Genomic DNA, 23811 nt, shown 5'->3' on the forward strand with positions numbered 1-23811 from the left:
TTGGAATTTTAATTAAAATGTCATGGGTAAAATAGGCGGATTTAAAGAATATAACAGAGCCGACGAAAGTAATTTAGCAGTAGCAGAACGTGTTTCGAACTACAACGAATTTACCATTCCGTTAGCAGAAGATAAGAAAAAAGAACAAGGTTCAAGATGTATGGATTGTGGGATTCCTTTTTGCCACAGTGCCTGTCCGTTAGGAAATTTAATTCCTGATTTCAACGACATGGTGCATCAGGAAGAATGGCAGAGTGCTTTAACGATTTTACAATCGACTAATAACTTTCCGGAATTCACAGGCCGCTTATGCCCTGCTCCATGTGAGAAATCATGTGTATTAGGCATCATCAAAGAACCAGTTGCGATTGAAAACATCGAAAAAAACATCATCGAAAGAGGTTTTGCTGAAGGATGGATTAAACCACAAACACCATTAACCAGAACAGGAAAAACCGTAGCCGTTATCGGTTCGGGCCCTGCTGGTTTGGCAGCCGCTCAGCAATTGAACAGAGCCGGCCACACCGTTACTGTTTTTGAAAGAGACAATGCTATCGGAGGTTTACTGCGTTACGGAATTCCGAATTTCAAATTAGAAAAAGGAATTATCGACAGGCGTGTAGCCATCCTGGAAGCTGAAGGAATCACTTTTAAAACAAATGTAAATGTTGGCGTTAACTTTAGCGTTGCAGAATTAAACGCTTTCGATTCTATCGTATTGTGCGGTGGAGCAACCGAAAGAAGAAGTTTACCAACCAAAGGAATCGAAAGCAAAGGCGTTGTTCAGGCAATGGATTTCTTAACACAGCAAACTAAAGTTTTATACGGAGAGTCCATTCCGGACCAGGTTAAGGCAACCGGAAAAGATGTCATCGTAATTGGTGGTGGAGATACAGGTTCTGACTGCGTTGGAACATCAAACAGACACGGAGCAAAATCAGTTACTAATTTTGAAATTTTACCAAAACCTCCGGTTGGAAGAAGCGAATCAACACCTTGGCCTTTCTGGCCGTTGCAGTTGAAAACGTCCTCTTCTCACGAAGAAGGCTGCGACAGAAACTGGCTAATCAATACCAAAGAATTTTTATCTAATGATAAAGGAGAACTGGTTGGATTAAAAACGGTTGAAGTACAATGGAAAATGACTCCGGGTCAGCGTCCTGAATTAATCGAAAAAGAAGGTTCCGAAAAAATATGGCCTTGCGATTTAGCTTTATTGGCTTTAGGATTTACAGGTCCGGAAAAAACGTTAAGCGAGCAATTAGGACTTGAAATTGATATGAGAAGTAATTATAAAGCTAAAAATTATCAGACCAACGTTCCTAATATCTTCACTGCCGGTGATATGCGAAGAGGACAATCCTTAATTGTATGGGCTATTTCTGAAGGTCGCGAAGCAGCCAGAGAAGTAGATCTGTTCTTAATGGGTTCTACTAATTTGCCTACTAAAGGAAACGGGGATTTACCGAGTTTATAGTTTTTAGGTTCAGAGGAACAAAGGGACAAAGGGTCACTCAGAGGAAAAAACTTTGTTCCTCTGAATCTTTGTCCCTTTGTACCATAAAAAAGATTTACAAAAATCTTTTTTAACTGACTTTTTGTTTAAAAACAAACAATTTGTTACAATTTGTTATTTTTCTACAAATAATTTGCTGTTACTCAAAAGTGTAATAACTTTGCTCAAAATAGTTTAAAAATGCAAGCAAAAGATTTACTGCAGTTAGCAGACCAATTTGGAAGTCCATTATATGTTTATGATGCCGAAAAAATCCAATCTCAGTACAACAGGTTAACCAAAGCTTTCTCTAAGGTAGAAAACTTGAGAGTTAATTACGCCATGAAGGCATTGTCTAACGTTGCGATTCTTCAGTTGTTAAAGAACATGGGGGCCGGGTTAGATACTGTATCAATTCAGGAGGTTTTATTGGGACTTCATGCTGGATATGAACCTGAAAAAATCTTTTTTACACCAAACGGAGTTTCTCTGGAAGAAATCGAAGAAGTTGCCGCAATGGGTGTACAAATCAATATTGACAACCTATCTATTCTGGAGCAATTCGGAACAAAATATCCTCAGATTCCGGTATGCATTCGTATCAATCCGCACGTAATGGCGGGAGGAAATGCTAATATTTCGGTAGGACATATCGATAGTAAATTCGGAATTTCAGTACATCAAATACCGCATATATTGCGAATTGTTGAAAATACAAAAATGAGTATTGTTGGAATTCACATGCACACAGGATCTGATATTCTTGATATCGAAGTATTCCTGTATGCCGCTGAAATCTTGTTTGATACGGCTAAACATTTCAAAGATTTAGAATTTTTAGATTTCGGAAGCGGATTCAAAGTGCCTTACAAAAAAGACGATATTGAAACCGATATCGAAGAATTAGGTAAAAAATTATCTAAAAGATTCAATTCTTTCTGTGCGGAATATGGCAGGGATTTAACTCTGATTTTCGAACCAGGGAAATTTTTGGTGAGCGAAGCAGGTTTTTTCTTAGCCAAAGTAAACGTAGTAAAACAAACAACCTCAACGGTTTTCGCCGGAGTTGACAGTGGTTTCAATCACTTAATCCGTCCGATGTTTTACGGTTCACAGCACTATATCGAAAACATCTCTAACCCAAAAGGAAAAGAGCGTTTTTATTCTGTGGTAGGATACATTTGCGAAACGGATACTTTTGCCAACAACCGCAGAATTTCAGAAATTACAGAAGGTGATATTTTAGCTTTCAGAAACGCCGGAGCATATTGTTTCTCAATGGCTTCGAACTACAATTCAAGATACAAACCAGCTGAAGTTTTATGGATGAACGGAAAAGGAATCTTGATTCGTCAGCACGAAACTTTCGAAGATTTACTTAAAAATCAAATTCCGTTGCCACAAGAAGTTGCTGCAACAGTTTAAAATAAAAAAAAAAGAGAATATTGTTAAGTCCCGTTTCATTTTGAAGCGGGATTTTTTTTGTTTTTGTTTCAAGCAGATTGAGCAGATTTTATTTCAAACCATCTTGTCAGTCTGTGCGAAGTCGAAGCCAAAGCAAAGTAACCATTCCCTCATTTCGAAATCACCCCACACAAATTAGCCCCATTTTTGTCATTTCGACGCAAGGAGAAATCTTCGCAAGAAACTCCGCAACGCGTATCGCTTTTAAAACCTTAAAAAAGAAAGAAAAATCTTAAAAAAATATATCTTTAGCCCAAAAAAAAGCAAAATGCAATTACAAGAAGGCTATCATAATTACTACATATACATCATAACGAACAAATCTAAAACTGTTTTTTACACCGGAGTTACCAATAATCTGAGAATTCGCTTAAGTCAACATACAGAAAATAAAGCCAATGGAAACAAAACTTTTGCATCAAAGTATAATGTTACGTACTTGCTTTATTATGAAAAATTCACCTGGATTCAGGAAGCAATTGCACGTGAAAAAGAAGTAAAAGACTGGCGCAGGGAAAAAAAAAATCGAATTGATAAAGACTATTAATCCAAATCTGGATTTTTTGAATGATTTATTCGAATGATTTTATAAGCGGATATCAGGGTACATTTCCTCGCGTTGTAGAGTTACTTTCGAAGATTTCTCCTTCGTCGAAATGACAAATTTTACGCATAAAACCCGACAGGTTTTCAAAACCTGTCGGGTTTATTAAAGTCTAACATTAGAATTTGAGACTTCTAACGGAGGTAGTAAACCCGTCCAACTTCGTATTAAGAACAGTACTAACTAAGCTAATCAAAATATTGGAAGTAGTAAAAATCCTGGAGATTCCTTATGGCAACAAAACAGTTCGATATCTTTTATTCTTCCATACAAGATGAACTTCAATTAACTCAAATAAAAATATTATTTTAGCTCTGTAAAACAAACCTACAAACCATGAAAATCACGATTCCCCTATCGCTATTATTCCTGTTACTTACTACTACTGTTTTCAGCCAGACCATTGCTGATTTAAAACTAAAAAGTAAAGAAATTCCTAAAGGTTATTCTTTAAGCGACGGTCATATTTGTGTTTCTCCTCAGGCTTGCACTTTTTATACTGATATTGAGACGTACAGCAACATGACGGGAGTTGTAAAAAGCAAAGCCGTTCAAAGTTTCAAAAATAAAACAGACAACGGTTCTATCATGTATTTTGAGTTTGAAAACAGATTCAAAGGAGATCGGTTCCTACAGGGAATGCTTTGGGGAAAAGACGGAGAACCAACAGACGAGCATCCGGAAGAGTATCTTGCAGAAGGAAAATTTCTGATCATCTGGAGTTTTCGTCCGAACAGCAAGATCAAAGAAAAATCAGAAGCAAAAGTTGATGCGATTTTGCAAAAAGAATAGCTAAACAACACATGAATTAGAATACCAATTATATATTAAATAAGCATTTAAAACTAATTATTATAAATAAGTTTGTACAAATTAAATAATCACATGAATCAAGAAAAAATAGCGACAAAACCAAATCTTAAAAAAAGAATAGGTGCAGGATTAATTGACTATTCTTTAATGTTTGGAATGACTTTAGTTATGTTTCTTTATTTCGGAGAAAAAACTTCAACAGGATACGGATTACATGGATTTCCAGCATTAGCAAATACATTAATGTGGTGTGCCTACATGATTGGATTTGAGTTAAAATTTGGAGGAACTCTTGGAAATCTAGTATTTGATTTACAAGTAATTTCCATAAAAGACAGCAATACTACGAGTTTAACTCTTGGACAGTCTTTTAAAAGACATTTATTAGATATGTTAGATCTTTGGTTTTTTGGGTTATTGGGAATATTATTAATCAAAAACACAAAATACAATCAAAGACTTGGAGATATTTGGGCAAAAACAATTGTAATTGATTCAAAAGACAGCACTCAATTTTGCAAACGTTTTGTTTAAATTTTATCTACCCCAATTCTTCATGCATTAATAAGAATAAATAAAAAAACGTCCATCTAAAACATAGTCAAAATATATCACAAACCATTTCTAATACATTTAAACTTCAAAGAAATGAAAAGAGAAAATTCAATTGATATAGTTCGCGGAATTGTGATGATTATTATGGCATTAGACCATGTTCGTGACTTAATGCATATAGATTCTATTGCACAAAGCCCAACCGATTTAAACACCACGACTCCTTTCTTGTTTTTTACGCGTTGGATTACACATTTATGCGCACCTACCTTTGTTTTTCTGGCAGGAACTTCTGTTTATCTTTCCTTAAAACGAAAGAACAATTTTGCACAAACAAGACAACATTTAATCAAAAGAGGTTTGTGGTTGCTATTGCTCGAATTTACGGTTGTTAATTTTGGATTATTTTTTGATATTGGATTTCACACGCTTTTATTTCAGGTGATAGCCGCAATAGGTTTCGGCTTTATTCTTTTGGGTTTATTGTTAAAAATCCCGCCGAAACAATTAGGAATTATGGGCATGATTATTATTTTTGGCCATAATCTTTTGCCGCTTATTCCGTTTGCGGAAGGCTCTGTTGTGAAAGCCGTTCTATCGCCATTTTTTAGTCCTGCAGTAATTCCGTTTGGCGATCGTGCCTTTATTATGGGCTACCCTCCCATTCCCTGGCTGGGCATTATGCTCACCGGATTTGGATTTGCACGCTATTTTGAAATGGCTTTCGAGCAAAGAAAAAAACTCTTTATCAAACTTGGTTTCGGTTCATTAGCCTTATTTGTCCTTCTTCGGTTTATAAATCTTTACGGCGATCCGGTACAATGGTCTCTTCAAAAAGATAGTACACTTACATTTATATCCTTCATGAATGTTACAAAATATCCGCCTTCGCTTTTGTATTGCTTGCCTACATTAGGCATTATGCTTTTAATGCTTGCTTTTGCGGAGCAGTTTAGTACCAGTATTAAAAAAGTTACTACCGTTTACGGAAAAGTACCTTTGTTTTACTTTGTTCTTCATTTTTACCTGATTCATATGCTAACGCTTGCTATGCTGTTTTTGCAGGGATTTAACTGGTCACAATTAGAATTTGCAACCGGATCTTTTGGAAGACCAAAAGACGTAGAAAGCGGTCTGCCTCTTTGGACGATTTATTTAATCTGGATCGCCGTAGTAGCGTTACTTTATAAACCCTGCATTTGGTTTGGTGAATATAAAGCTAAAAACAAACAGTGGTGGTTGCCATATATTTAATTCATTTTAGCACTGAAAGACAAGCTGTTGTGGAAAACTAAAAGAATGAAAAAAAAACTTAAAATCAACAGTAGGTTATAGTGAGGAGTATGTTGCAAAAGGAAAATTCTGATCATGCTAACAGCAAGTGAAGATATGTTTTAAAACCAAGCTTTATTCTTTTTAAGTAACTTTACCAAAAAATATCAAAATGAAACTACAAATCCGATTCCTGATCTACTCCATATTATTTCTTACCTATAGTTTTTCGACTTCGTTTTTACTCTTACTGGGCGAAAAACTAAAAGACCACCGATTTATAACCTTAGGCTGCGGTTTTTTTGTGATCAATATTATTTTTTCGCTTTTTGTTTTAAAGTGGACACCATTGTTAAGTATCCTTTCTTCCCTTGTAATTGCAGCTTTAGCCTTATTTCTGGCTTTAAAGTTTGGAGATTTACATCTGTTTTCACAATATGATGCTTATGGCGTTAAAACTGCCTTAATGGCAAACGCTGTTTTTTCGGTTCTTCTTTGGGAAATTGCGTATCAGATAAAAAACAGGAAATAATTAAACTATTCTTAATCGCATAATTAGCACATTTTTTACGTGTCATTTCCGAAATGACACAATCATATCTCTTATGGAAAACCAAACCTCCTACTCCAGCCCCGATAGAGCCGGTATCCTCGTAATGAAATGGAGAGATAAAGGCGAAAGCGGGACAGAGGGTTGTGGTGAAAACAAAAATTACTACTTCGTAAATTTAAAAGCTGCATGGTCTGAATTTAGCTAAAAACAGATATATTTACACCTTCAAAAGCAAGCCTTATGCAAAAAATTACTTTATTCGTTTCTATCCTGTTCCTGGCATTTTCGTGTGGTGTAAAAACTACGCAGTCGCTGTTAAGCGATGGCAATTATGATGGCGCAATAGACCGTGCCGTAGATGCATTGAAAACCAAAAAAGACTCCAAAGGAAAACAGGATTATGTGTATTTGCTCGAAGAGGCTTTCGCCAAAGCCAAAGACCGCGATTTAAGAAGTCTTGAGCTGATGGAAAAGGAAAAAAATCCAGCGAATCTGGAGCGCATCTACAATACCTATGTGCAACTTACTAACCGTCAGGAAAAAATACGGCCTTTATTGCCGCTTCAGTTATTAAAACAAGGCAAAAATGCACAATTTCCGTTTGATAATTATACAGACAAGATTATAAGCAGTAAAAATGCTCTATCCAAATATTTGTACGATAATGCAGTAGTGCTTTTAAAGTCAACGAACAAACTCGATTCCAGAAAAGCATACGATGATCTGGCGTATATCGAAAGCATCAATCCGAATTATAAGAATGCCAAAAAACTGATGGACGACGCGCTGTTTAAAGGAACCGACTTTGTGAATGTGTATGCCACAAACGAAACGGAAATGATCATTCCGAAGCAATTACAGAATGATTTATTAGATTTCAGTACCTACGGATTAAATGATAAATGGACGGTTTACCACAGCGTCAAGCAAAAAAATGTCAAATACGATTATGGTTTAATTCTCAATTTCAGGGAAATCTACATTTCACCGGAACAAATTAAAGAGAAGGAATTCATCAAGGAAAAACAAATCAAAGATGGCGTAAAAACACTTTTCGACAGCAGGGGAAATCCGGTGAAAGACAGTTTGGGGCGTCCTGTAAAAGTCGATAATTTTAAGACCATTAAAATCAATATTTACGAATACAGACAATACAAAGCCTGCCAGATCACGGCCAAAGTAGATTATCTGGATTTAAAAACCAATCAGTTGTTACAATCTTTTCCTGTCGCCAGCGAGTTTGTTTTTGAAAACGTTTATTCGACCTATCGCGGTGACCGAAACGCCTCCGACGAAAGCTATCTGGGCTATTTTAACAAACGCGCCGTTCCGTTTCCGAATAACGAACAGATGGTTTTTGATACCGGAGAAGATTTAAAAGCCAAACTGAAGGACATCATTGTCAGAAACAGATTCAGGTAAGATACCAACACATTACTTTCCTCCCATTTGTCACAAGCAAATGGGATTTTTTTTGCCTGTTGTAAAAAAAATCAAAAAAACATAACGCGAAACCAAAAAGTTGCATATATTTGCAACTGATTGATTGCGTATTAAAATAAAAGCAAAATGAAACGAGATATTTTTCAGGCCATAGCTGACCCGACCCGCAGGGCGATTTTAGTATTGATTTCCTCTACTGCACTGACACCGAATGCCATTGCGGAACAATTTGATACTACCCGTCAGGCGATTTCAAAACACATTAAAATCCTGAACGAATGTGAATTACTGCAGGAAAAAAAGATGGGAAGAGAAATTTACTATCAACTTAAAATTGACAAAATGAAAGAAATAGATCAATGGCTGGCACAATTTAAAGAAATTTGGGAAAACCGTTTCAGTCAACTGGATCAAGTATTAATGAATTTAAAAGCTAAAGAAAATGGAAAGTAATCTTTTAATGGATTTTACCGTAGACAAAGAAAACAGCACGGTACACATCAAACGGCAGTTCAATGCATCGCTCGGCCATGTATGGTCGGCCTGGACCGAACCTGAACTATTAGACCAATGGTGGGCTCCTGCCCCATTCAAGTCTAAAACAAAAAGCATGGAATTTAAAGAAGGTGGACGAAGATTATATGCAATGGTTGGTCCTGAAGGTCATGAAAAATGGAGCTTTTTTGAGTATAGTTCCATTTCTCCGAAAACTAATTTTAAACATTCATCAACTTTCTGTGATTCGGAATCGAATCCGGATCCAAATATCGGAAGTTCTTACTGGGATCTGACTTTTTCCGAACAAGGCAATTTGACCATTGTTGCTATTGCCATTAAAAGAAACAGTCTGGCGGAATTAGAAAAAATAATTGAAACAGGTTTCAAGGAAGGATTTACACTTATCCTTAAAAATCTGGATAAATTACTGGAAGAAAAAAACAACTAATCTCTCCTTTAAATAGGTCTTGCCACTATTTAAATTTAAAAGCGAACTAAAATGAAAAATAATCTTTTAATGAATTTTACGGTAGATAAAGAAAATAGTACCGTTAATGTGAAACGAGAATTTAATGCTCCGGTTGCAAACGTTTGGTCAGCCTGGACAGAACCTGAAATACTGGATCAATGGTGGGCTCCCGCTCCCTGGAAATCCAAAACAAAAAGCATGGATTTTAAAGTTGGCGGCCGAAGACTTTATGCGATGCTTGGACCGCAGGGCGAAGAACACTGGGCAATAGCTGATTTCACTTCCATCAGTCCAAAAACGAATTTTAAATACTTGGATGCCTTTTCTGATGCCGAAGGGAATCTAAATACCGGTTTTCCGCGTTCGGACTGGAATGTTACTTTTTCTGAACAGGGTAATTCTACCATTGTTGATGTGGCCATTAAACACGATAACTTATCCGATCTGGAAAAGATTATCGAAATGGGCTTCAAAGAAGGATTTACAATTGCGATGGAAGGTCTGGATAAAATTTTTGAAGAGGTAAAGTAACTTTTTGCCAAATCAAATATAAACAATACTTTTAATGAAATATAGAGCCGTCCGCAATAGTGACGGCTTTTTTCTAATTAAAAAAGAACAATTATATGAATTCAAAATTAGTTAAACTCTTCTTACGCCTGGCTATCTCGGCTGGCTTCCTTTCTGCTGTTGCAGACCGTTTTGGATTTTGGAGTAAAGAAAATTCCGCCTGGGGAAACTGGGAAAACTTTCTTGCCTATACAAAAGTCCTGAATCCTCTGGTTCCTGAAAGCTTGTTAGAACCGGTTGCCATCATCGCCACAGCTCTTGAAATCATTTTTTCGATTTTTCTTTTAATAGGTTTTAAAACCGAATTGTTTGCCAAGCTTAGTGGTTACTTATTATTGCTTTTTGGTCTTTCCATGACGTTTACTATCGGAATAAAAGCCCCATTGGACTACTCGGTTTTTACAGGCGCAGCCGCTTGTTTTGCTTTGAGTGTGTTAAAAGAAAAATACCTCGAAATTGATACGCTAATTGCTAAAAACTAAAATAAATGCTATTTTTCTGAAGCTTGTAAAAAACTGCTTAACCTGCATTTTTGCAAGCTTTAGAAAACATTTGTATATTTGCAGTCGTAAAAACGAAACAATTAATTGTATGTGAAATATAATTTCTTCCCGAAAATAGATAGTAAATCCAATGTGGCTTGCTACGATTATTCACTCCTAAAGAAGAAATTATGCTTACTTTACAAAACATTTCATACCTGCATACCAACAGGGAATTACTCTTTGATGCCCTTACTTTTACAGCCCATCATCAGGAAAAAATTGCCTTAATTGGCAATAACGGCGTTGGAAAATCGACCTTATTAAAAATCATTGCGGGAGAATTACAACCCTCAGCCGGTGTGGTTAAATCAGATTCTGAGCCTTATTATGTGCCTCAGATTTTTGGACAGTTCAATCATCTCACTATTGCGCAGGCTTTAAAAATTGAGGATAAACTCACCGCTCTCCAAGAAATTCTGGACGGAAACGTGACCGAAACCAATCTCCAAATCCTGAATGATGACTGGACAATTGAAGAACGTTGCCGGGAAGCATTACTATACTGGCAATTAGAAAATTTAGATCTGACCCACAAGCTTGAAAATTTAAGTGGCGGCCAGAAAACCAAAATTTTCCTTGCCGGAATTTCGATTCATCATCCTGACCTTATTTTACTGGATGAACCCAGTAATCATCTGGATATAGCCGGAAGATTACTACTGTACAATTTTATTCGAAACACCTCCGGCACCCTGATTATCGTGAGCCACGACAGAAAATTACTGAATCTTCTGAATGTGGTCTACGAATTATCCAAACGTGGAATTACCATTTACGGCGGTAATTACGACTTTTATGCGGAACAAAAACAGATCGAAAAAAATGCTTTAAGCCAGGATATTCACAGCAAAGAGAAAGCCTTGCGAAAAGCCAGAGAAAAGGAACGCGAAACGCTGGAACGTCAGCAAAAGTTAGACGCAAGAGGCAAAAAGAAACAGGAGAAAGCAGGTGTGTCGAGAATAATGATGAATACTTTACGAAACAATGCCGAAAACAGTACTTCGAAAACCAAAAGCATACATGCCGGAAAAATTGGCGGAATTTCTCAGGAACTACAGGAATTGCGATCGGGATTGCCGGAAACCGATCAGATGAAGTTTGGCTTCGACAATACTAATTTGCATAAAGGCAAAATAATGTTTACAGCAACTCATATCAACTATACCTATAAAGAACAATTTCTTTGGAAAGAAAATATCAGCTTCCAGATTCTAAGTGGTGAACGCCTTGCCCTGAAAGGAGCAAACGGTTCCGGCAAAACAACACTGATCAAAATAATGATCGGCCTTTTGGAACCGCAGCAGGGAACGATATACAGAGCGGAAACAAAACTGGTTTATATCGATCAGGACTATTCGCTAATCGACAACCGGCTTTCAGTTTATGAACAGGCGGAGCAATTCAATACTTCAGGGCTTCAGGTACACGATATCCGCATGAGGCTAAATCGTTTTTTGTTTTCGCAAAACGAACTCGATAAACCGTGCATCGCCTTAAGTGGCGGTGAAAAAATGCGGTTGATGCTTTGCTGCCTGACTTTAAACAAACAGTCTCCGGATCTTATTATCCTCGATGAACCTACGAATAATTTAGACCTTCAGAATATCGAAATACTGACTGCCGCTATCAATGAATATCAGGGAACTTTAATCGTAATTTCACATGATGAATCTTTTCTCGAGCAAATAAACATTCAAAATATTCTGAATCTTACGAATTAAAACATTCTCATTAATTTTTTAAATTTGAATGGAAAACTATAAGAACCGAAATTTAATCGCAAACTATTTTAGATTATGAGTGTAAATAAACAAACCGTAGAAGAATATATGGCTGCTTTCAGAATCAGCGATCACGAAAGAGTGCTGGCTTGTTTAACTGACGATGTGATCTGGGAAATGCCCGGAATTTACCAGCATGTCGGCAAAGAGGCCTTTGATAAGGAAATTGAAAATGAAAATTTCATCGGCAGTCCGACGATTCAGATTATAAAACTGGTCGAAGAAAATGATGTCGTTATCGCCGAAGGTGCCGTACAAGGCAATATGAAAAACGGAAACCTATTAGACGCTGTATTTTGCGATGTTTTTGAAATGAAAAACGGCAAAATCAAAAAACTGACTTCTTATCTGATGTCCAGAAATGCTTCTCTCAAATTTGAATGATTTCAAAAGCAGATATTTCCTTTATAAAATCCCGATTCAACAGAATTGGGATTTTTTTTGGATCAGTAATTGCGACTATATAGAAAAGTCAGCTGTAGTTATAAATTTATCCCGTTCTTAATTGACTTCACCTCTAATTACAATTTTAAGTTGTATTTTCGATACTTAAAAGTCCGCCAGAAAAAAAAATAAACCTAAAGGATCTAAGAACAAATGATTAAAAATTTACTCCCCTTTGAAGAATTAACCTATCATTCCACATTAAAAAAAGAAGCTCTTTTGGTACATCTTCAAAATGAAATTGAAGCCGAAAAATCTTTTGGTTTTGGCACTCAGAGAATATCCTATTCCAAACCTTATATTGGTAAAATTAGTAATCCAACATTTGAACTCAAAAGAGCGATAAGCTACCGAAATTCGTTTTTACCCATTATAAAAGGAGAAATTAAGGACGATATCAGCGGTTCGAAAATAAATGTAAAAATGGGGCTTCCTGATCTTGTTAAAATTTTTATGTGCATTTGGCTGGGAATCGTATTTTTGGCCAGCTTAGGAACATTGTACACTTTGCTGTATAATAACGGCCTTAAAGAAGGTCCTTTTATATTTATTCCTTTCGTAATGCTTTTTGGGGGTGTAGCTATGGTTGTTCTGGGTTTTAAAACAGAAAGCAAAAAAAGTATAACCGATCTCGAGCAACTGCTACAGGCAAAAAGAATACAAAACAACAGCAGTCATTAAATACCAAAAAATGAATAAATTTTTTACCGCCATCTTTTTACTTTTTACCTCTGTTTTGCTCTTTAGCCAAACCGGCAAACCCTTTGTCCTCGGGGTTATAGAGGAAATACAATCGAAGGAATTAGGCGAAAATCGAATCCTGAACATTTACCTTCCCGAAGGTTATAAAGCTGAAGATGCCACAAAATATCCGGTGGTTTATTTGCTGGATGGTTCTGCCGACGAAGACTTTATTCACATTGCAGGTCTGGTACAATTTAATAGTTTCGAATGGATCAATCAGGTTCCGAAATCAATTGTGGTGGGAATTGCCACTGTGGACCGCAGAAGAGATTTTACGTTTCCAACGAGCATCGAAAAAGATCAGAAACGTTATGCGACCTCAGGCCACTCCGATAAATTTATTGCCTTTATCGAAAAAGAATTACAGCCTTTTATCGATAAAAAATACAAAACAAACGCTTCCAAAACCATCATCGGACAATCTTTAGGCGGGTTGTTGGAAACCGAAATCCTATTGAAAAAACCAACCCTTTTTAATCATTATGTAATTGTGAGTCCAAGTATCTGGTGGGATAATGGTTCGATCTTAAATCTGGACAGTCCATTATTTCAGGAGAACTTTAAGCAGGAAACTTCTATTTACATTGCGGTGGGTAAAGAAGGACCAACGCCAACCGACATACCAAGAGTAATGGAAGGCGATGCCAATTTACTTGCCGAAAAAATCAAAGCTTCCAAAAGCAAAAACATAAAAGTATTCTTTGATTATCTTCCTCAGGAAAACCATGCGACCATTTTACATCCTGCGGTTTCCAATGCCTTTAAATTCTTTTATCCGAAAGTGCAGGAATAGATAACGTTTTATAAATCCGATAAAATGAAAACTACAGAACATCCATTAGACAATCCGGTTTGGAATGCTTTAGCAGAAACCCATCAGGAATTTGCCATTGCTTATGATGGTGTGAAATTTTACAATCCAGCGTATTGTCCCTTCGGTAGTTTTGTAGAACCGGAAAACACTGCCGATGCCGTAAAACAATATGCGAAATTGACAGAGAATTTTTTTATCGTTGGCGAAAAACCGATTCTTCCGGCTTCCTTAAAAATTAATAAAGAGCTGATTTGCCTTCAAATGGTGATTGCCCGGAAAATTGATTTACCTATTGATGCTGAAATTGTGAAGCTTACAGCAGCACATAACGAAGCACTATGCGAACTGGTCAATCTGGTGCAGCCCGGATATTTCAAAAATAAAACCTTTTTACTGGGCGATTACTTCGGAATTTTCAAAGAAAGCCAATTAGTCGCGATTACCGGAGAACGCATGAAAATGAATGGTTTCACAGAGATTAGCGCCATTATCACACATCCCGACCACACCGGAAAAGGATATGCCAAACAATTGATAGCGTATGTGGTAAACGCCGTTTTTGATCAGAATAAAATTCCGTTTTTACATGTGGTCGAAAGTAATACCGGAGCCATTTATCTCTATGAAAAACTTGGTTTTGTAACGAGAAGAAAAATAAGTTTCTGGAATATTGTTTAGTTTTTAAAACGAAATTCCAATCAAAAAATTCCAAATTCCAATTTTTTAACTTCACGAAAAAAGAAATTCCAAATTCCAATTCTTAGACTTTGTGAAAAAAATCCAATCCTTCGACTCCGCTCAGGAAGACATCGTACATAAATCTAAACACTACAATCTAAAATCTATATTCTAAAATCTATATTCTAAAATCTATATTCTAAAATCTATATTCTAAAATCTACAATCAAAACTCACCCCAGCCATCCATCGCGGTCTAAACTTCGGTACTGAATGGCCTCGGCAATATGCGAGGTAATAATCTTCGGAGCGTCATCTAAATCGGCAATTGTACGGGCTACCTTCAGAATCCTGTCGTAAGCGCGGGCGGAAAGATTGAGTCGTTCCATGGCGGTTTTGAGCAATTCTTTTGATTGTTCGTCCAGTCCGCAAAATTCCCGGATGAGCTTGCTGCTCATTTGTGCGTTGTAATGAATGTTTTCCAGGCTTTCGAATCGGGTGCTCTGAATTTCACGGGCTTTAGTTACCCGTTTTCGGATCTCAACGCTGCTTTCGGCTTTTCGGTCATCGGCTAATTTTTCGAAAGGAACCGGCGTCACTTCAATATGAATATCAATACGATCCAGTAAAGGCCCTGAGATTTTGCTCATATAACGCTGCATTTCGTGAGGCGAGGAAGTATTGGGCATACTTGGATCGTTAAAAAAACCACTTGGACTCGGATTCATACTCGCCACCAGCATAAACGACGACGGATAAGTGACCGTAAACTTCGCCCTTGAGATAGTGACCTCGCGATCCTCCAGCGGCTGACGCATCACCTCAAGAACATCCCGTTTGAATTCGGGCAGTTCGTCTAAAAATAAAACACCGTTATGCGCCATCGAAATTTCACCCGGCTGCGGATAACTCCCTCCGCCTACCAGAGCCACATTGGAAATCGTATGATGCGGACTTCGAAACGGCCGCTGGTTCATTAACCCAACTTCTTTTAATTTGCCGGCAACACTATGAATTTTAGTGGTTTCTAACGCTTCCCGCAACGTCATGGGCGGTAAAATGCTGGGCAGTCTTTTGGCAAGCATTGTTTTTCCCGCTCCGGGCGGGCCAATCAGGATGATGTTGTGTCCCCCAGCAGCAGCGATTTCCATGCAACGTTTGATACTTTCCTGTCCGCGCACGTCTGAAAAATCAAATTCAGGAAAGTCCAGTGTTTTATAGAACTCGGTTCGGGTATCGATCGTCGTGGGTTCAAGGGTTCCTTTTCCCTCAAAAAAATCAATAACTTCCTGTAAGTTTTCAACTCCGTACACATCCAGCCCGGCAACAATCGCTGCCTCTTTTACATTTTGCTTCGGAAGGAAAAACCCTTTATAACCTTCTTCTTTGGCTTTTATGGCGATGGGTAAAGCTCCGATAATGGACTGCAGACCTCCGTCAAGCGAAAGTTCACCCATGATGATGTATCGATCCACTTCGGGTGCTTTGATCTGATCGGATGCTACCAGGATTCCGATTGCCAACGGCAAATCATAAGCCGAACCTTCTTTTCGCAAATCGGCAGGAGCCATATTTATGGTTATTTTTTTGCCGGGGAGCGAATATTCATTATTCTTCAAAGCCGCCGCAATCCGATAACTGCTTTCCTTGATGGCATTATCAGGCAAACCTACCAAATGATATCCTATTCCTTTATCAATATTTACCTCAATGGTAATCGTTGTCGCTTCTACTCCAAAAACAGCGCTTCCGTAAACTTTAATCAACATAGTATTCTTTATTAAATATTTTTAAAACTAATTAAAAATATTTAATTTATAGCTTTTTTACTACAAAATATTAATTGTTTAAAAATTTAGCCCGATCTGATTTTTCACTTCTTCCACCATTTTACTCAAATCCAGACTGTTCTGATGCGACCACAACTTACTTTCGATTTGATCATTTTGAATACAAGCATGACATTCCAAAGCTTCATGTGCATAGCCTTTCCCTAAATTGGGCAAACTGAAAGTTTCTTTTCCTCCTTCTTTAAAAACAGTATAACCATCCGCCATAAACCACGGAGCATTAAGTTCTATTCGGCCTTGATTTCCGTTGATTGTAGCTTTTATATCACCATCATAAAGTATAGAAGCCTGCAAAACTGACTGCGCGTTTTCGTATTGTAAAAGCATAGTTGTCTGCAAGTCAATTCCGTTTTTATGAGGAAGAGATTTGGCTGTAATTTCTTTAGGAAGCCCCAACAGAATATAAGATAGAAACAACGGGTAAACGCCAATATCGAATAAAGCTCCGCCGCCAAGATTTTTATCAAATAGCCTTCCTCCTGCTTCTTCGTCGGCATAAAAAGCAAAATCGGCCTGTATGCTTTTTAAGTCGCCAATTACGCCCTGATTTACTTTTTCCAACACTTCCTGAACAGACGGAATAAAACGAGTCCAAAAGGCCTCCATAAAAAACCTGTTGTGCTTTTTCGAAGCTTCAGTCATACGAACGGCATCCTGATAAGAGAGTGCCATTGGTTTTTCACATAAAACGTGTTTACCGCTTTCTAATGCTTTTATCGCTAATTCGGCATGGGAATTATGCGGTGTGGCGATGTAAACAATATCCACCTCTTTATCAGCAAAAAGCAATTCATACGAATCATAGGCTTTTGTACAGTTGTATTTTTCGGCAAAATCAGTTGCTTTTTCCTTATTTCGGGAAGCCACTGCTGTCAACTCGGCATCATCCAGCAATAGTAAATCAGTTGCAAATTGACTGGCAATATTTCCGAGGCCAATAATCCCCCATTTTATCCTGTTCTTATTTGTCATAAAATTCTTTAAAGCCCTAAATCAAAGGATTACCTAATAATGTGTAAAATAAAGAAAAAACATTTTAAAAAAAACAAAAGCAGTATAACATATATTTCATATTTTTAGCATCAAATCATCAAATAACCTATGAAAAAAGCCTTACTCTTACTCTTTTTCTCTGTTTTTTTAACAAAAACACAGGCACAAAATTATTTCCCCGTTAATGAAAGCGTGCAGAACAAAACTAAAAATTACACTGTTTTTACGAACGCTACCATCTATGTTTCCCCAACCCAAAAAATCGAAAAGGGAACTTTACTGATTCAGGACGGCAAAGTAGTAGCAGTCGGAAATACCGTTTCAATACCAAAAAACAGTATTACTATAGATCTTGAAGGAAAAACCATTTACCCTTCCTTTATTGATATTTATACCAGTTTCGGAATTGAAAAACCCAAAAGAAACCTAAATCCTGACGGCGACCGCAGTCCTTTGTACGATACCAAAAGAGTCGGCTATTACTGGAATGAAAGTATTCGTCCTGAATTAAACGGATACGAAACTTTTAAATATGACACTGCAAAAGCCGAAGAATTATTAAAAGCCGGTTTTGGCGTTGTGGGTACCCATATTTCTGACGGAGTGGCACAGGGAACGGGAGTGTTAGTAGCCCTGAATAATACAGAAAACAGCAAACAAATTATAGCAGACAAAATTACCAATCATTTTGCTTTTTCAAAAAGTGCCTTAACCAATCAGGCGTATCCAAGTTCTCTCATGGGTATGATGGCCCTGCTGCGTCAGATGTATCTGGATTTGGACTGGTACAAAAAAGGAAATTCTGAAACTAAAGATTTATCGCTGGAAGCACTGGCTGCCAATGAAAAACTGGTTCAGATCTTTGCCACCGAAGATAAGCTGAACAGTCTTCGAGCCGCTAAAATTGCCAAAGAGTTTGGTTTAAACTACGTTTTAAAAGGCAGTGGAAATGAATTTGAAAGAATCGAAGAAATTAAAAATACAAAAGCCCAGTTCATTATTCCGATAAGTTTCCCTGAAGCGTATGATGTCTCCAATCCGTACTTATCCAATCAGATCGAACTGGCCGATATGCTTTTTTGGAATCAGGCGCCTTCCAACCTTAAAGTACTCTCAGACAACGGAATTGTTTTTGCTTTAACAACGGATAAACTGAAAAAAACGGAAGATTTTAAAGTTAATTTATTAAAAGCGATCAAATATGGTTTCGACAAAACCAAGGCTTTAGAATCGTTAACCACAATTCCGGCTGCGATTTTAGGAAAAAGCAATGAAATCGGAAGTTTAAAAACCGGCAGTTATGCCAATTTTGTCATTACATCCGGTGAAATTTTCGACGAAAAAACCATTTTATACGAAAACTGGGTTCAGGGAACTAAATATGTCGTAAATGATATCACGGCGAAAGATATTCGTGGTAACTATGATCTGACGATCGGAAATGACACTTATAAATGGAAAATTGAAGGAACGGAAACAGCTCCGAAATCTGACATCACTACTGTTGCCGCAGTAAAAGTAAACAGCAAGTTTAACTTTTCCAAAAATTGGATTTCTATGGTGTTAAAGCCCGGAGATACTATTAAATCTAACTTTACACGTTTAACCGGATTTGTAGAAAAACCGGAAATTCTATCCGGAAAAGCGGTGCTTTCAGACGGCAGTGAATTGATCTGGAATGCCAAAAGAACGAGTCTTTTTACAGCAGTAAAAGATACGGCTAAAGTGGAAAAACCAAATCCAATCCTTCCGACTACCTATCCTAACGTTGCTTTTGGGGATTCAAAAAAACTAACGGCACAAACCTTACTTTTCAAAAATGCGACCGTTTGGACCAATGAAAAAGAAGGTATTTTAACGGAAACCGATGTTTTAATTAAAAACGGAAAAATTGCCGCAGTGGGCAAAAACCTTTCAGATCCTTCAGCTGTTGTAATTGATGCCAAAGGAAAACATATTACGAGCGGTATCATTGACGAGCATTCGCATATTGCCATTTCCCGAGGAGTAAACGAAAGCGGCCACAATTCCACAGCAGAAGTTACGATTCAGGATGTAGTCAATTCCGAGGACATTAATATTTACAGAGATTTGGCCGGAGGCGTAACTATTTCACAGCTGCTACACGGATCTGCAAACCCGATTGGCGGGCGTTCTGCTATTGTAAAATGGAAATGGGGTGCTGCGCCGGACGAAATGTTATATAAAAATCAGCCTAAGTTTATAAAATTTGCTTTGGGAGAAAATGTAAAACAAGCCAATTGGGGAATTCAGAATCCAACTCGTTTTCCACAAACGAGAATGGGTGTTGAACAAGTTTTTACGGACTATTTTCAACGCGCAAAAGAATACGACGAAAGCTGGAAAACTTTTAATTCGGGTTCTAAAAAAGGAAAAGCTCCGAGAGTCGATCTGGAATTGCAGACCTTAGCTGAAATCCTCAACAAGGAAAGATTCATTACCTGCCATTCCTATATTGAATCTGAGATTTTGATGTTGATGAATGTTGCTGAAAAATTCAATTTCAGGGTCAATACGTTCACGCATATTCTGGAAGGGTACAAAGTAGCTGATAAGATGAAAGAACATGGTGTCGGAGCTTCTACGTTTTCAGACTGGTGGGCTTATAAATTTGAAGTGAATGACGCCATTCCGTTTAACGGACCTATCATGCATAATGCCGGAGTAGTAGTTGCTTATAATTCTGATGATGCTGAAATGTCCAGAAGATTAAACCAGGAAGCGGCAAAAGCGGTGAAATACGGAAATATCTCTGAAGAAGAAGCGTGGAAATTTGTCACATTAAATCCTGCTAAACTTTTGCATATTGACGATAAAACAGGAAGTCTTAAAGTGGGCAAAGATGCCGATGTGGTATTGTGGAGCGACAATCCTTTGTCTATTTATGCCAAAGCCGAAAAAACAATTATCGAAGGGGTTGTTTATTTTGATATTGAAAAAGATGCAGAAAAACAATTGTCTATTGCGAAAGAAAGAAGCCTTCTGATTGGGCAAATGTTACAGGAAAAAAACAAAGGAGCAAGCACACAGAAACCGGCTAAAAAAGAAAAAAAGGAATATCACTGCGATACTTTAGAACAATAATAATGGCTTCGTCAGATAATTTCAAAGTTAAAAACAACTAAAATGAAAAATAAACACCTCTATATAATGCTGTTATTGTTTAGTGCTTTGCTTCCGTTAAAAGCGCAACAAATACCAGCTCAGAAACAAACAAAATCAATTTTGATTTTAAACGCCACGGCACACTTAGGAAACGGAACCGTGATTGAAAATAGTGCCATCGGCTTTAAAGACGGCAAAATTACTTTAGTCGCTGATGCCACCAAGATCAGACTTGCCGCTGGTGCCTACGATACCACAATCGATGCCAGCGGTAAACATATCTATCCCGGATTTATCGCCCCGAACTCTACGCTGGGTTTGGTAGAAATTGATGCCGTGAAATCATCTGATGACCAGGAAGAGATTGGAAGTTTTAATCCAAATGTAAGGAGTGTCATTGCTTACAACTCAGAATCCAAGGTGGTTGAAACCGTGCGTCCAAATGGAATTTTAATCGCGCAGATAACACCTCGCGGAGGCAGAATATCAGGTACTTCTTCTGTGGTACAACTGGATGCATGGAGCTGGAAAGATGCTGTTTTAAAAGAAAATGATGGAATTCATCTTAATTTCCCCTCTAACTTTAGAAGATCCGGATCCTGGTTTGAACCCGGAATAGTGGAACCCAATAAAGATTATCCGAAACAGGTGGAAGAGATCAATGTTTTTCTGGCTAACGCCAAAGCCTACAACCAAACTGTCTCAAAAGAAAGAAACATAGTTCTGGAAGCTACAAAAGCCCTGTTTGACGGATCGCAAACGCTTTACATACATGCAGATGAAGAGAAACAAATTGTGGATGGAATACAACTAGCCGTTAACAATCAGATTAAAAAAATTGTCATCATTGGCGGATTTGAAGCCTATAAATCTTCGGATTTACTACAGAAGTATAATGTTGGAGTATTATTAAGACGTGTTCATGACATGCCTACAAGTGATGATCAGGATGTAAACCTGCCGTATAAAATGGCCAAATTACTTACGGACAAAGGTATACTTGTTGGTCTTGAAAATAGTGGGGACCATGAGCGTATGAGCACAAGAAATTTGCCATTCCTTGCCGGAACCTGTGCTGCTTTTGGTTTAGACAAAGAGAAAGCTTTACAGTTAATAACCTCAAATACAGCAAAATTACTGGGAATTGATTCGAGCTGTGGAACCCTCGAAACAGGTAAAGATGCTACCTTATTTATTTCTGAAGGAGATGCTTTGGACATGAGAACAAATAAACTGACAGCTGCCTTTATTCAGGGAAGAACCATTAATCTGGAAACTTTTCAAACAAAATTGGACGATAAGTTTAAAGCAAAGTATAATCAGAAATAAGCAAGACGAAACATAAAAGTAAGGCGTCAGGTGAGAAATCATTTGGCGCCTTTTTTATTCAAAAAAAAATCAAGCTTTAAACCAAATCATTACACATCTGCGCATAAATACTCTTAAATTTAAAATTATTGTATTGATTTTATGTTAACACATAGCTTAAATCTTTCATTTTACGTCTTCAACATTAGCAAATTGTAAATTTTATATCTATTTTAACAAATACATGCAAAACAATGGGGGTTAAAATGAAAAATTAACAAAAATTAAACATTAGACTCTATTTTTAATAGGGGTGTCGAATGATTTTATATTTTTATCAAAAATTTAAAACTAAATAACTATGCGAAAAATTATTTTAAGTGTGATTCTTATCACTATTTTGGTACTAACCTTTGTCTCGAACTTCATCTTAACAGATAACCCAATACCTGCAGAAGCCGTAAAGTTTGATACAGGAGACACAGCCTGGATGATCGTAGCAACTGCATTTGTATTGCTGATGACTCCCGGACTTGGTTTTTTCTACGGAGGTATGGTCGGTAAGAAAAACGTTATCAGTACGATGCTACAAAGTTTTATGGCCATGGTAATTGTTACTATTCTATGGGTAGTAGTTGCTTTTGGATTAGCATTTGGTCCTACTATCGGAGGAATTATAGGTGATCCAACTTCTAATTTATTCTTTCAGGGTGTTGGCACTAATACTGCATGGAGTCTTGCTCCGACAATTCCTTTTATGTTATTCGCATTATTTCAGGCTAAATTTGCCATCATTACACCGGCTTTAATCACAGGTGCTTTTGCAGAACGTGTTCGTTTCTGGGCTTATTTATTATTCATGGTTTTATTTATATTAATTATATATGCTCCGTTAGCGCACATGACATGGCATCCTGATGGAATTTTCTTTAAAATGGGAGTATTAGACTTCGCCGGAGGAACAGTAGTACACATGAGTGCTGGTTGGGCTGCATTGGCCGGAGCGATCTTCTTAGGAAAAAGAAAAATTCAAAAAGTTAATCCTGCAAGAATTACGTATGTATTGTTAGGAACAGGTTTATTATGGTTCGGATGGTTTGGTTTTAATGCGGGTTCTGCATTAGGTTCAAACGGATTGGCCGTACAAGCGTTAGGAACTACAACTGTTGCTGCCGCAGCTGCTGCAATGGCATGGGTTTTCCTTGACAAAATAATCGGACACAAATTATCAGCTCTTGGAGCTTGTATCGGAGCTGTTGTAGGCCTTGTTGCCATTACTCCTGCTGCGGGTTTCGTAAGTATTCCTCACGCCATTTTTATCGGAGCTTTTGCCGCTATTGTAAGTAACCTTGTCGTAAGCAAATTCCCTAAAGGAAAAATTGATGATGCATTGGATGTTTTTGCCTGTCACGGTGTTGGTGGAATGGTCGGAATGTTGTTAACAGGTGTTTTTGCTTCAAAAGCCATCAACCCTGTAGTTGGAGATAACCAAGGTTTGATTTTTGGAACCCCAACCTTGTTCATCAACCAATTGATTGCTTTGGTAGCAGTTTCTATCTTTGCTTTCGTAGGTTCTTACATCTTATTCTTTGTTGTAAATAAAATCACTCCGCTAAGAGTTACTGAAGAAAAAGAAGAACTAGGTCTGGATATCTCTCAACACGGAGAATACCTGTAAGGAATTTAATTTTTCAAACATAACAAAAAACAAAACAGCCCTCTGATTAAAACCAGAGGGCTGTTTATTTGAATTAAATTCAACCTGATAAAATAAAAATCCGAACTCTTTCTT

The 23811-nt window shown here is 37.4% G+C and carries 21 protein-coding genes and 1 pseudogene; 20 read left to right on the forward strand and 2 right to left on the reverse strand.

Annotation, left to right across the window (positions count from 1 at the left end):
• The first annotated feature begins 22 nt into the window (after positions 1-22).
• The 17 genes and pseudogenes from EV142_RS12090 (at position 23) to EV142_RS12170 (ending at position 14742) form a co-directional block, all read left to right on the forward strand.
• A complete protein-coding gene (locus EV142_RS12090; RefSeq protein WP_132036054.1) occupies positions 23-1477 on the forward strand; it encodes a glutamate synthase subunit beta in 1455 nt (484 codons plus the stop codon).
• A 219-nt stretch (positions 1478-1696) separates the two neighbouring features.
• Entirely contained in the window at positions 1697-2920 is a 1224-nt protein-coding gene (gene lysA / locus EV142_RS12095; protein ID WP_132036056.1) for a diaminopimelate decarboxylase, read from the forward strand.
• 307 nt (positions 2921-3227) lie between these two features.
• Positions 3228-3543, forward strand: a pseudogene (locus tag EV142_RS12100) (GIY-YIG nuclease family protein).
• Positions 3544-3899: 356 nt separating this feature from the next.
• The gene (locus EV142_RS12105; RefSeq protein ID WP_132036058.1) at positions 3900-4355 is read left to right on the forward strand and encodes a hypothetical protein; all 456 of its coding nucleotides are present in this window, start codon (positions 3900-3902) and stop codon (positions 4353-4355) included.
• A 93-nt stretch (positions 4356-4448) separates the two neighbouring features.
• Positions 4449-4910, forward strand: a complete 462-nt coding sequence (locus EV142_RS12110) for an RDD family protein (RefSeq protein ID WP_132036060.1) — start codon at positions 4449-4451, stop codon at positions 4908-4910.
• A gap of 114 nt (positions 4911-5024) precedes the next feature.
• Entirely contained in the window at positions 5025-6185 is a 1161-nt protein-coding gene (locus EV142_RS12115; protein WP_132036062.1) for a DUF1624 domain-containing protein, read from the forward strand.
• 190 nt (positions 6186-6375) lie between these two features.
• Positions 6376-6735: a hypothetical protein gene (locus EV142_RS12120; RefSeq protein ID WP_132036064.1), complete on the forward strand. Its 360-nt coding sequence runs from the start codon at positions 6376-6378 to the stop codon at positions 6733-6735.
• Positions 6736-6996: 261 nt separating this feature from the next.
• Positions 6997-8178: a hypothetical protein gene (locus EV142_RS12125; RefSeq protein WP_132036066.1), complete on the forward strand. Its 1182-nt coding sequence runs from the start codon at positions 6997-6999 to the stop codon at positions 8176-8178.
• A 147-nt stretch (positions 8179-8325) separates the two neighbouring features.
• Positions 8326-8652 (forward strand): ArsR/SmtB family transcription factor, encoded by a 327-nt coding sequence (locus tag EV142_RS12130; protein WP_132036068.1) that lies wholly within the window; start codon positions 8326-8328, stop codon positions 8650-8652.
• Positions 8642-9145, forward strand: coding sequence for an SRPBCC family protein (locus EV142_RS12135; protein ID WP_132036070.1), 504 nt, complete (start codon positions 8642-8644; stop codon positions 9143-9145). Before EV142_RS12130 ends, EV142_RS12135 begins: the two co-directional genes overlap by 11 nt.
• Before the next feature lie 51 nt (positions 9146-9196).
• A complete protein-coding gene (locus tag EV142_RS12140; protein ID WP_132036072.1) occupies positions 9197-9697 on the forward strand; it encodes an SRPBCC family protein in 501 nt (166 codons plus the stop codon).
• Between the two features lie 95 nt (positions 9698-9792).
• Positions 9793-10218, forward strand: a complete 426-nt coding sequence (locus EV142_RS12145) for a DoxX family protein (protein ID WP_132036074.1) — start codon at positions 9793-9795, stop codon at positions 10216-10218.
• A 191-nt stretch (positions 10219-10409) separates the two neighbouring features.
• Positions 10410-12002: a ribosomal protection-like ABC-F family protein gene (abc-f, locus tag EV142_RS12150; RefSeq protein ID WP_132036076.1), complete on the forward strand. Its 1593-nt coding sequence runs from the start codon at positions 10410-10412 to the stop codon at positions 12000-12002.
• Positions 12003-12077: 75 nt separating this feature from the next.
• Entirely contained in the window at positions 12078-12446 is a 369-nt protein-coding gene (locus EV142_RS12155) for a nuclear transport factor 2 family protein (RefSeq protein WP_132036078.1), read from the forward strand.
• 213 nt (positions 12447-12659) lie between these two features.
• Entirely contained in the window at positions 12660-13187 is a 528-nt protein-coding gene (locus EV142_RS12160) for a hypothetical protein (protein ID WP_132036080.1), read from the forward strand.
• Positions 13188-13197: 10 nt separating this feature from the next.
• Positions 13198-14043 (forward strand): alpha/beta hydrolase, encoded by an 846-nt coding sequence (locus EV142_RS12165; RefSeq protein ID WP_132036082.1) that lies wholly within the window; start codon positions 13198-13200, stop codon positions 14041-14043.
• A gap of 24 nt (positions 14044-14067) precedes the next feature.
• The gene (locus tag EV142_RS12170) at positions 14068-14742 is read left to right on the forward strand and encodes a GNAT family N-acetyltransferase (RefSeq protein WP_132036084.1); all 675 of its coding nucleotides are present in this window, start codon (positions 14068-14070) and stop codon (positions 14740-14742) included.
• A gap of 233 nt (positions 14743-14975) precedes the next feature.
• Here EV142_RS12170 and EV142_RS12175 read toward each other — a convergent pair whose 3' ends face one another.
• Entirely contained in the window at positions 14976-16511 is a 1536-nt protein-coding gene (locus tag EV142_RS12175; RefSeq protein WP_132036086.1) for a YifB family Mg chelatase-like AAA ATPase, read from the reverse strand.
• Between the two features lie 78 nt (positions 16512-16589).
• Complete coding sequence (locus EV142_RS12180; protein WP_132036088.1) at positions 16590-17564, reverse strand: Gfo/Idh/MocA family protein; 975 nt, start codon at positions 17562-17564, stop codon at positions 16590-16592.
• Positions 17565-17693: 129 nt separating this feature from the next.
• Between EV142_RS12180 and EV142_RS12185 the strand changes: the two genes are divergently transcribed.
• The 3 genes from EV142_RS12185 (at position 17694) to EV142_RS12195 (ending at position 23697) form a co-directional block, all read left to right on the forward strand.
• Positions 17694-20690 (forward strand): amidohydrolase family protein, encoded by a 2997-nt coding sequence (locus EV142_RS12185; RefSeq protein ID WP_132036090.1) that lies wholly within the window; start codon positions 17694-17696, stop codon positions 20688-20690.
• Positions 20691-20732: 42 nt separating this feature from the next.
• The gene (locus EV142_RS12190) at positions 20733-22040 is read left to right on the forward strand and encodes an amidohydrolase family protein (RefSeq protein ID WP_132036093.1); all 1308 of its coding nucleotides are present in this window, start codon (positions 20733-20735) and stop codon (positions 22038-22040) included.
• Positions 22041-22380: 340 nt separating this feature from the next.
• Complete coding sequence (locus tag EV142_RS12195) at positions 22381-23697, forward strand: ammonium transporter (RefSeq protein WP_132036095.1); 1317 nt, start codon at positions 22381-22383, stop codon at positions 23695-23697.
• Positions 23698-23811: the final 114 nt, after the last annotated feature.

Origin of the sequence: Flavobacterium circumlabens, from assembly GCF_004345565.1 — a bacterium.
Lineage (GTDB): Bacteria > Bacteroidota > Bacteroidia > Flavobacteriales > Flavobacteriaceae > Flavobacterium > Flavobacterium circumlabens.

Bases quoted from the DNA above. Each gene is read 5' to 3' on its own strand.
- EV142_RS12090 (WP_132036054.1), top strand. From the start codon at position 23: ATGGGTAAAATAGGCGGATTTAAAGAATATAACAGAGCCGACGAAAGT.
- lysA (WP_132036056.1), top strand. From the start codon at position 1,697: ATGCAAGCAAAAGATTTACTGCAGTTAGCAGACCAATTTGGAAGTCCA.
- EV142_RS12105 (WP_132036058.1), top strand. From the start codon at position 3,900: ATGAAAATCACGATTCCCCTATCGCTATTATTCCTGTTACTTACTACT.
- EV142_RS12110 (WP_132036060.1), top strand. From the start codon at position 4,449: ATGAATCAAGAAAAAATAGCGACAAAACCAAATCTTAAAAAAAGAATA.
- EV142_RS12115 (WP_132036062.1), top strand. From the start codon at position 5,025: ATGAAAAGAGAAAATTCAATTGATATAGTTCGCGGAATTGTGATGATT.
- EV142_RS12120 (WP_132036064.1), top strand. From the start codon at position 6,376: ATGAAACTACAAATCCGATTCCTGATCTACTCCATATTATTTCTTACC.
- EV142_RS12125 (WP_132036066.1), top strand. From the start codon at position 6,997: ATGCAAAAAATTACTTTATTCGTTTCTATCCTGTTCCTGGCATTTTCG.
- EV142_RS12130 (WP_132036068.1), top strand. From the start codon at position 8,326: ATGAAACGAGATATTTTTCAGGCCATAGCTGACCCGACCCGCAGGGCG.
- EV142_RS12135 (WP_132036070.1), top strand. From the start codon at position 8,642: ATGGAAAGTAATCTTTTAATGGATTTTACCGTAGACAAAGAAAACAGC.
- EV142_RS12140 (WP_132036072.1), top strand. From the start codon at position 9,197: ATGAAAAATAATCTTTTAATGAATTTTACGGTAGATAAAGAAAATAGT.
- EV142_RS12145 (WP_132036074.1), top strand. From the start codon at position 9,793: ATGAATTCAAAATTAGTTAAACTCTTCTTACGCCTGGCTATCTCGGCT.
- abc-f (WP_132036076.1), top strand. From the start codon at position 10,410: ATGCTTACTTTACAAAACATTTCATACCTGCATACCAACAGGGAATTA.
- EV142_RS12155 (WP_132036078.1), top strand. From the start codon at position 12,078: ATGAGTGTAAATAAACAAACCGTAGAAGAATATATGGCTGCTTTCAGA.
- EV142_RS12160 (WP_132036080.1), top strand. From the start codon at position 12,660: ATGATTAAAAATTTACTCCCCTTTGAAGAATTAACCTATCATTCCACA.
- EV142_RS12165 (WP_132036082.1), top strand. From the start codon at position 13,198: ATGAATAAATTTTTTACCGCCATCTTTTTACTTTTTACCTCTGTTTTG.
- EV142_RS12170 (WP_132036084.1), top strand. From the start codon at position 14,068: ATGAAAACTACAGAACATCCATTAGACAATCCGGTTTGGAATGCTTTA.
- EV142_RS12175 (WP_132036086.1), bottom strand. From the start codon at position 16,511: ATGTTGATTAAAGTTTACGGAAGCGCTGTTTTTGGAGTAGAAGCGACA.
- EV142_RS12180 (WP_132036088.1), bottom strand. From the start codon at position 17,564: ATGACAAATAAGAACAGGATAAAATGGGGGATTATTGGCCTCGGAAAT.
- EV142_RS12185 (WP_132036090.1), top strand. From the start codon at position 17,694: ATGAAAAAAGCCTTACTCTTACTCTTTTTCTCTGTTTTTTTAACAAAA.
- EV142_RS12190 (WP_132036093.1), top strand. From the start codon at position 20,733: ATGAAAAATAAACACCTCTATATAATGCTGTTATTGTTTAGTGCTTTG.
- EV142_RS12195 (WP_132036095.1), top strand. From the start codon at position 22,381: ATGCGAAAAATTATTTTAAGTGTGATTCTTATCACTATTTTGGTACTA.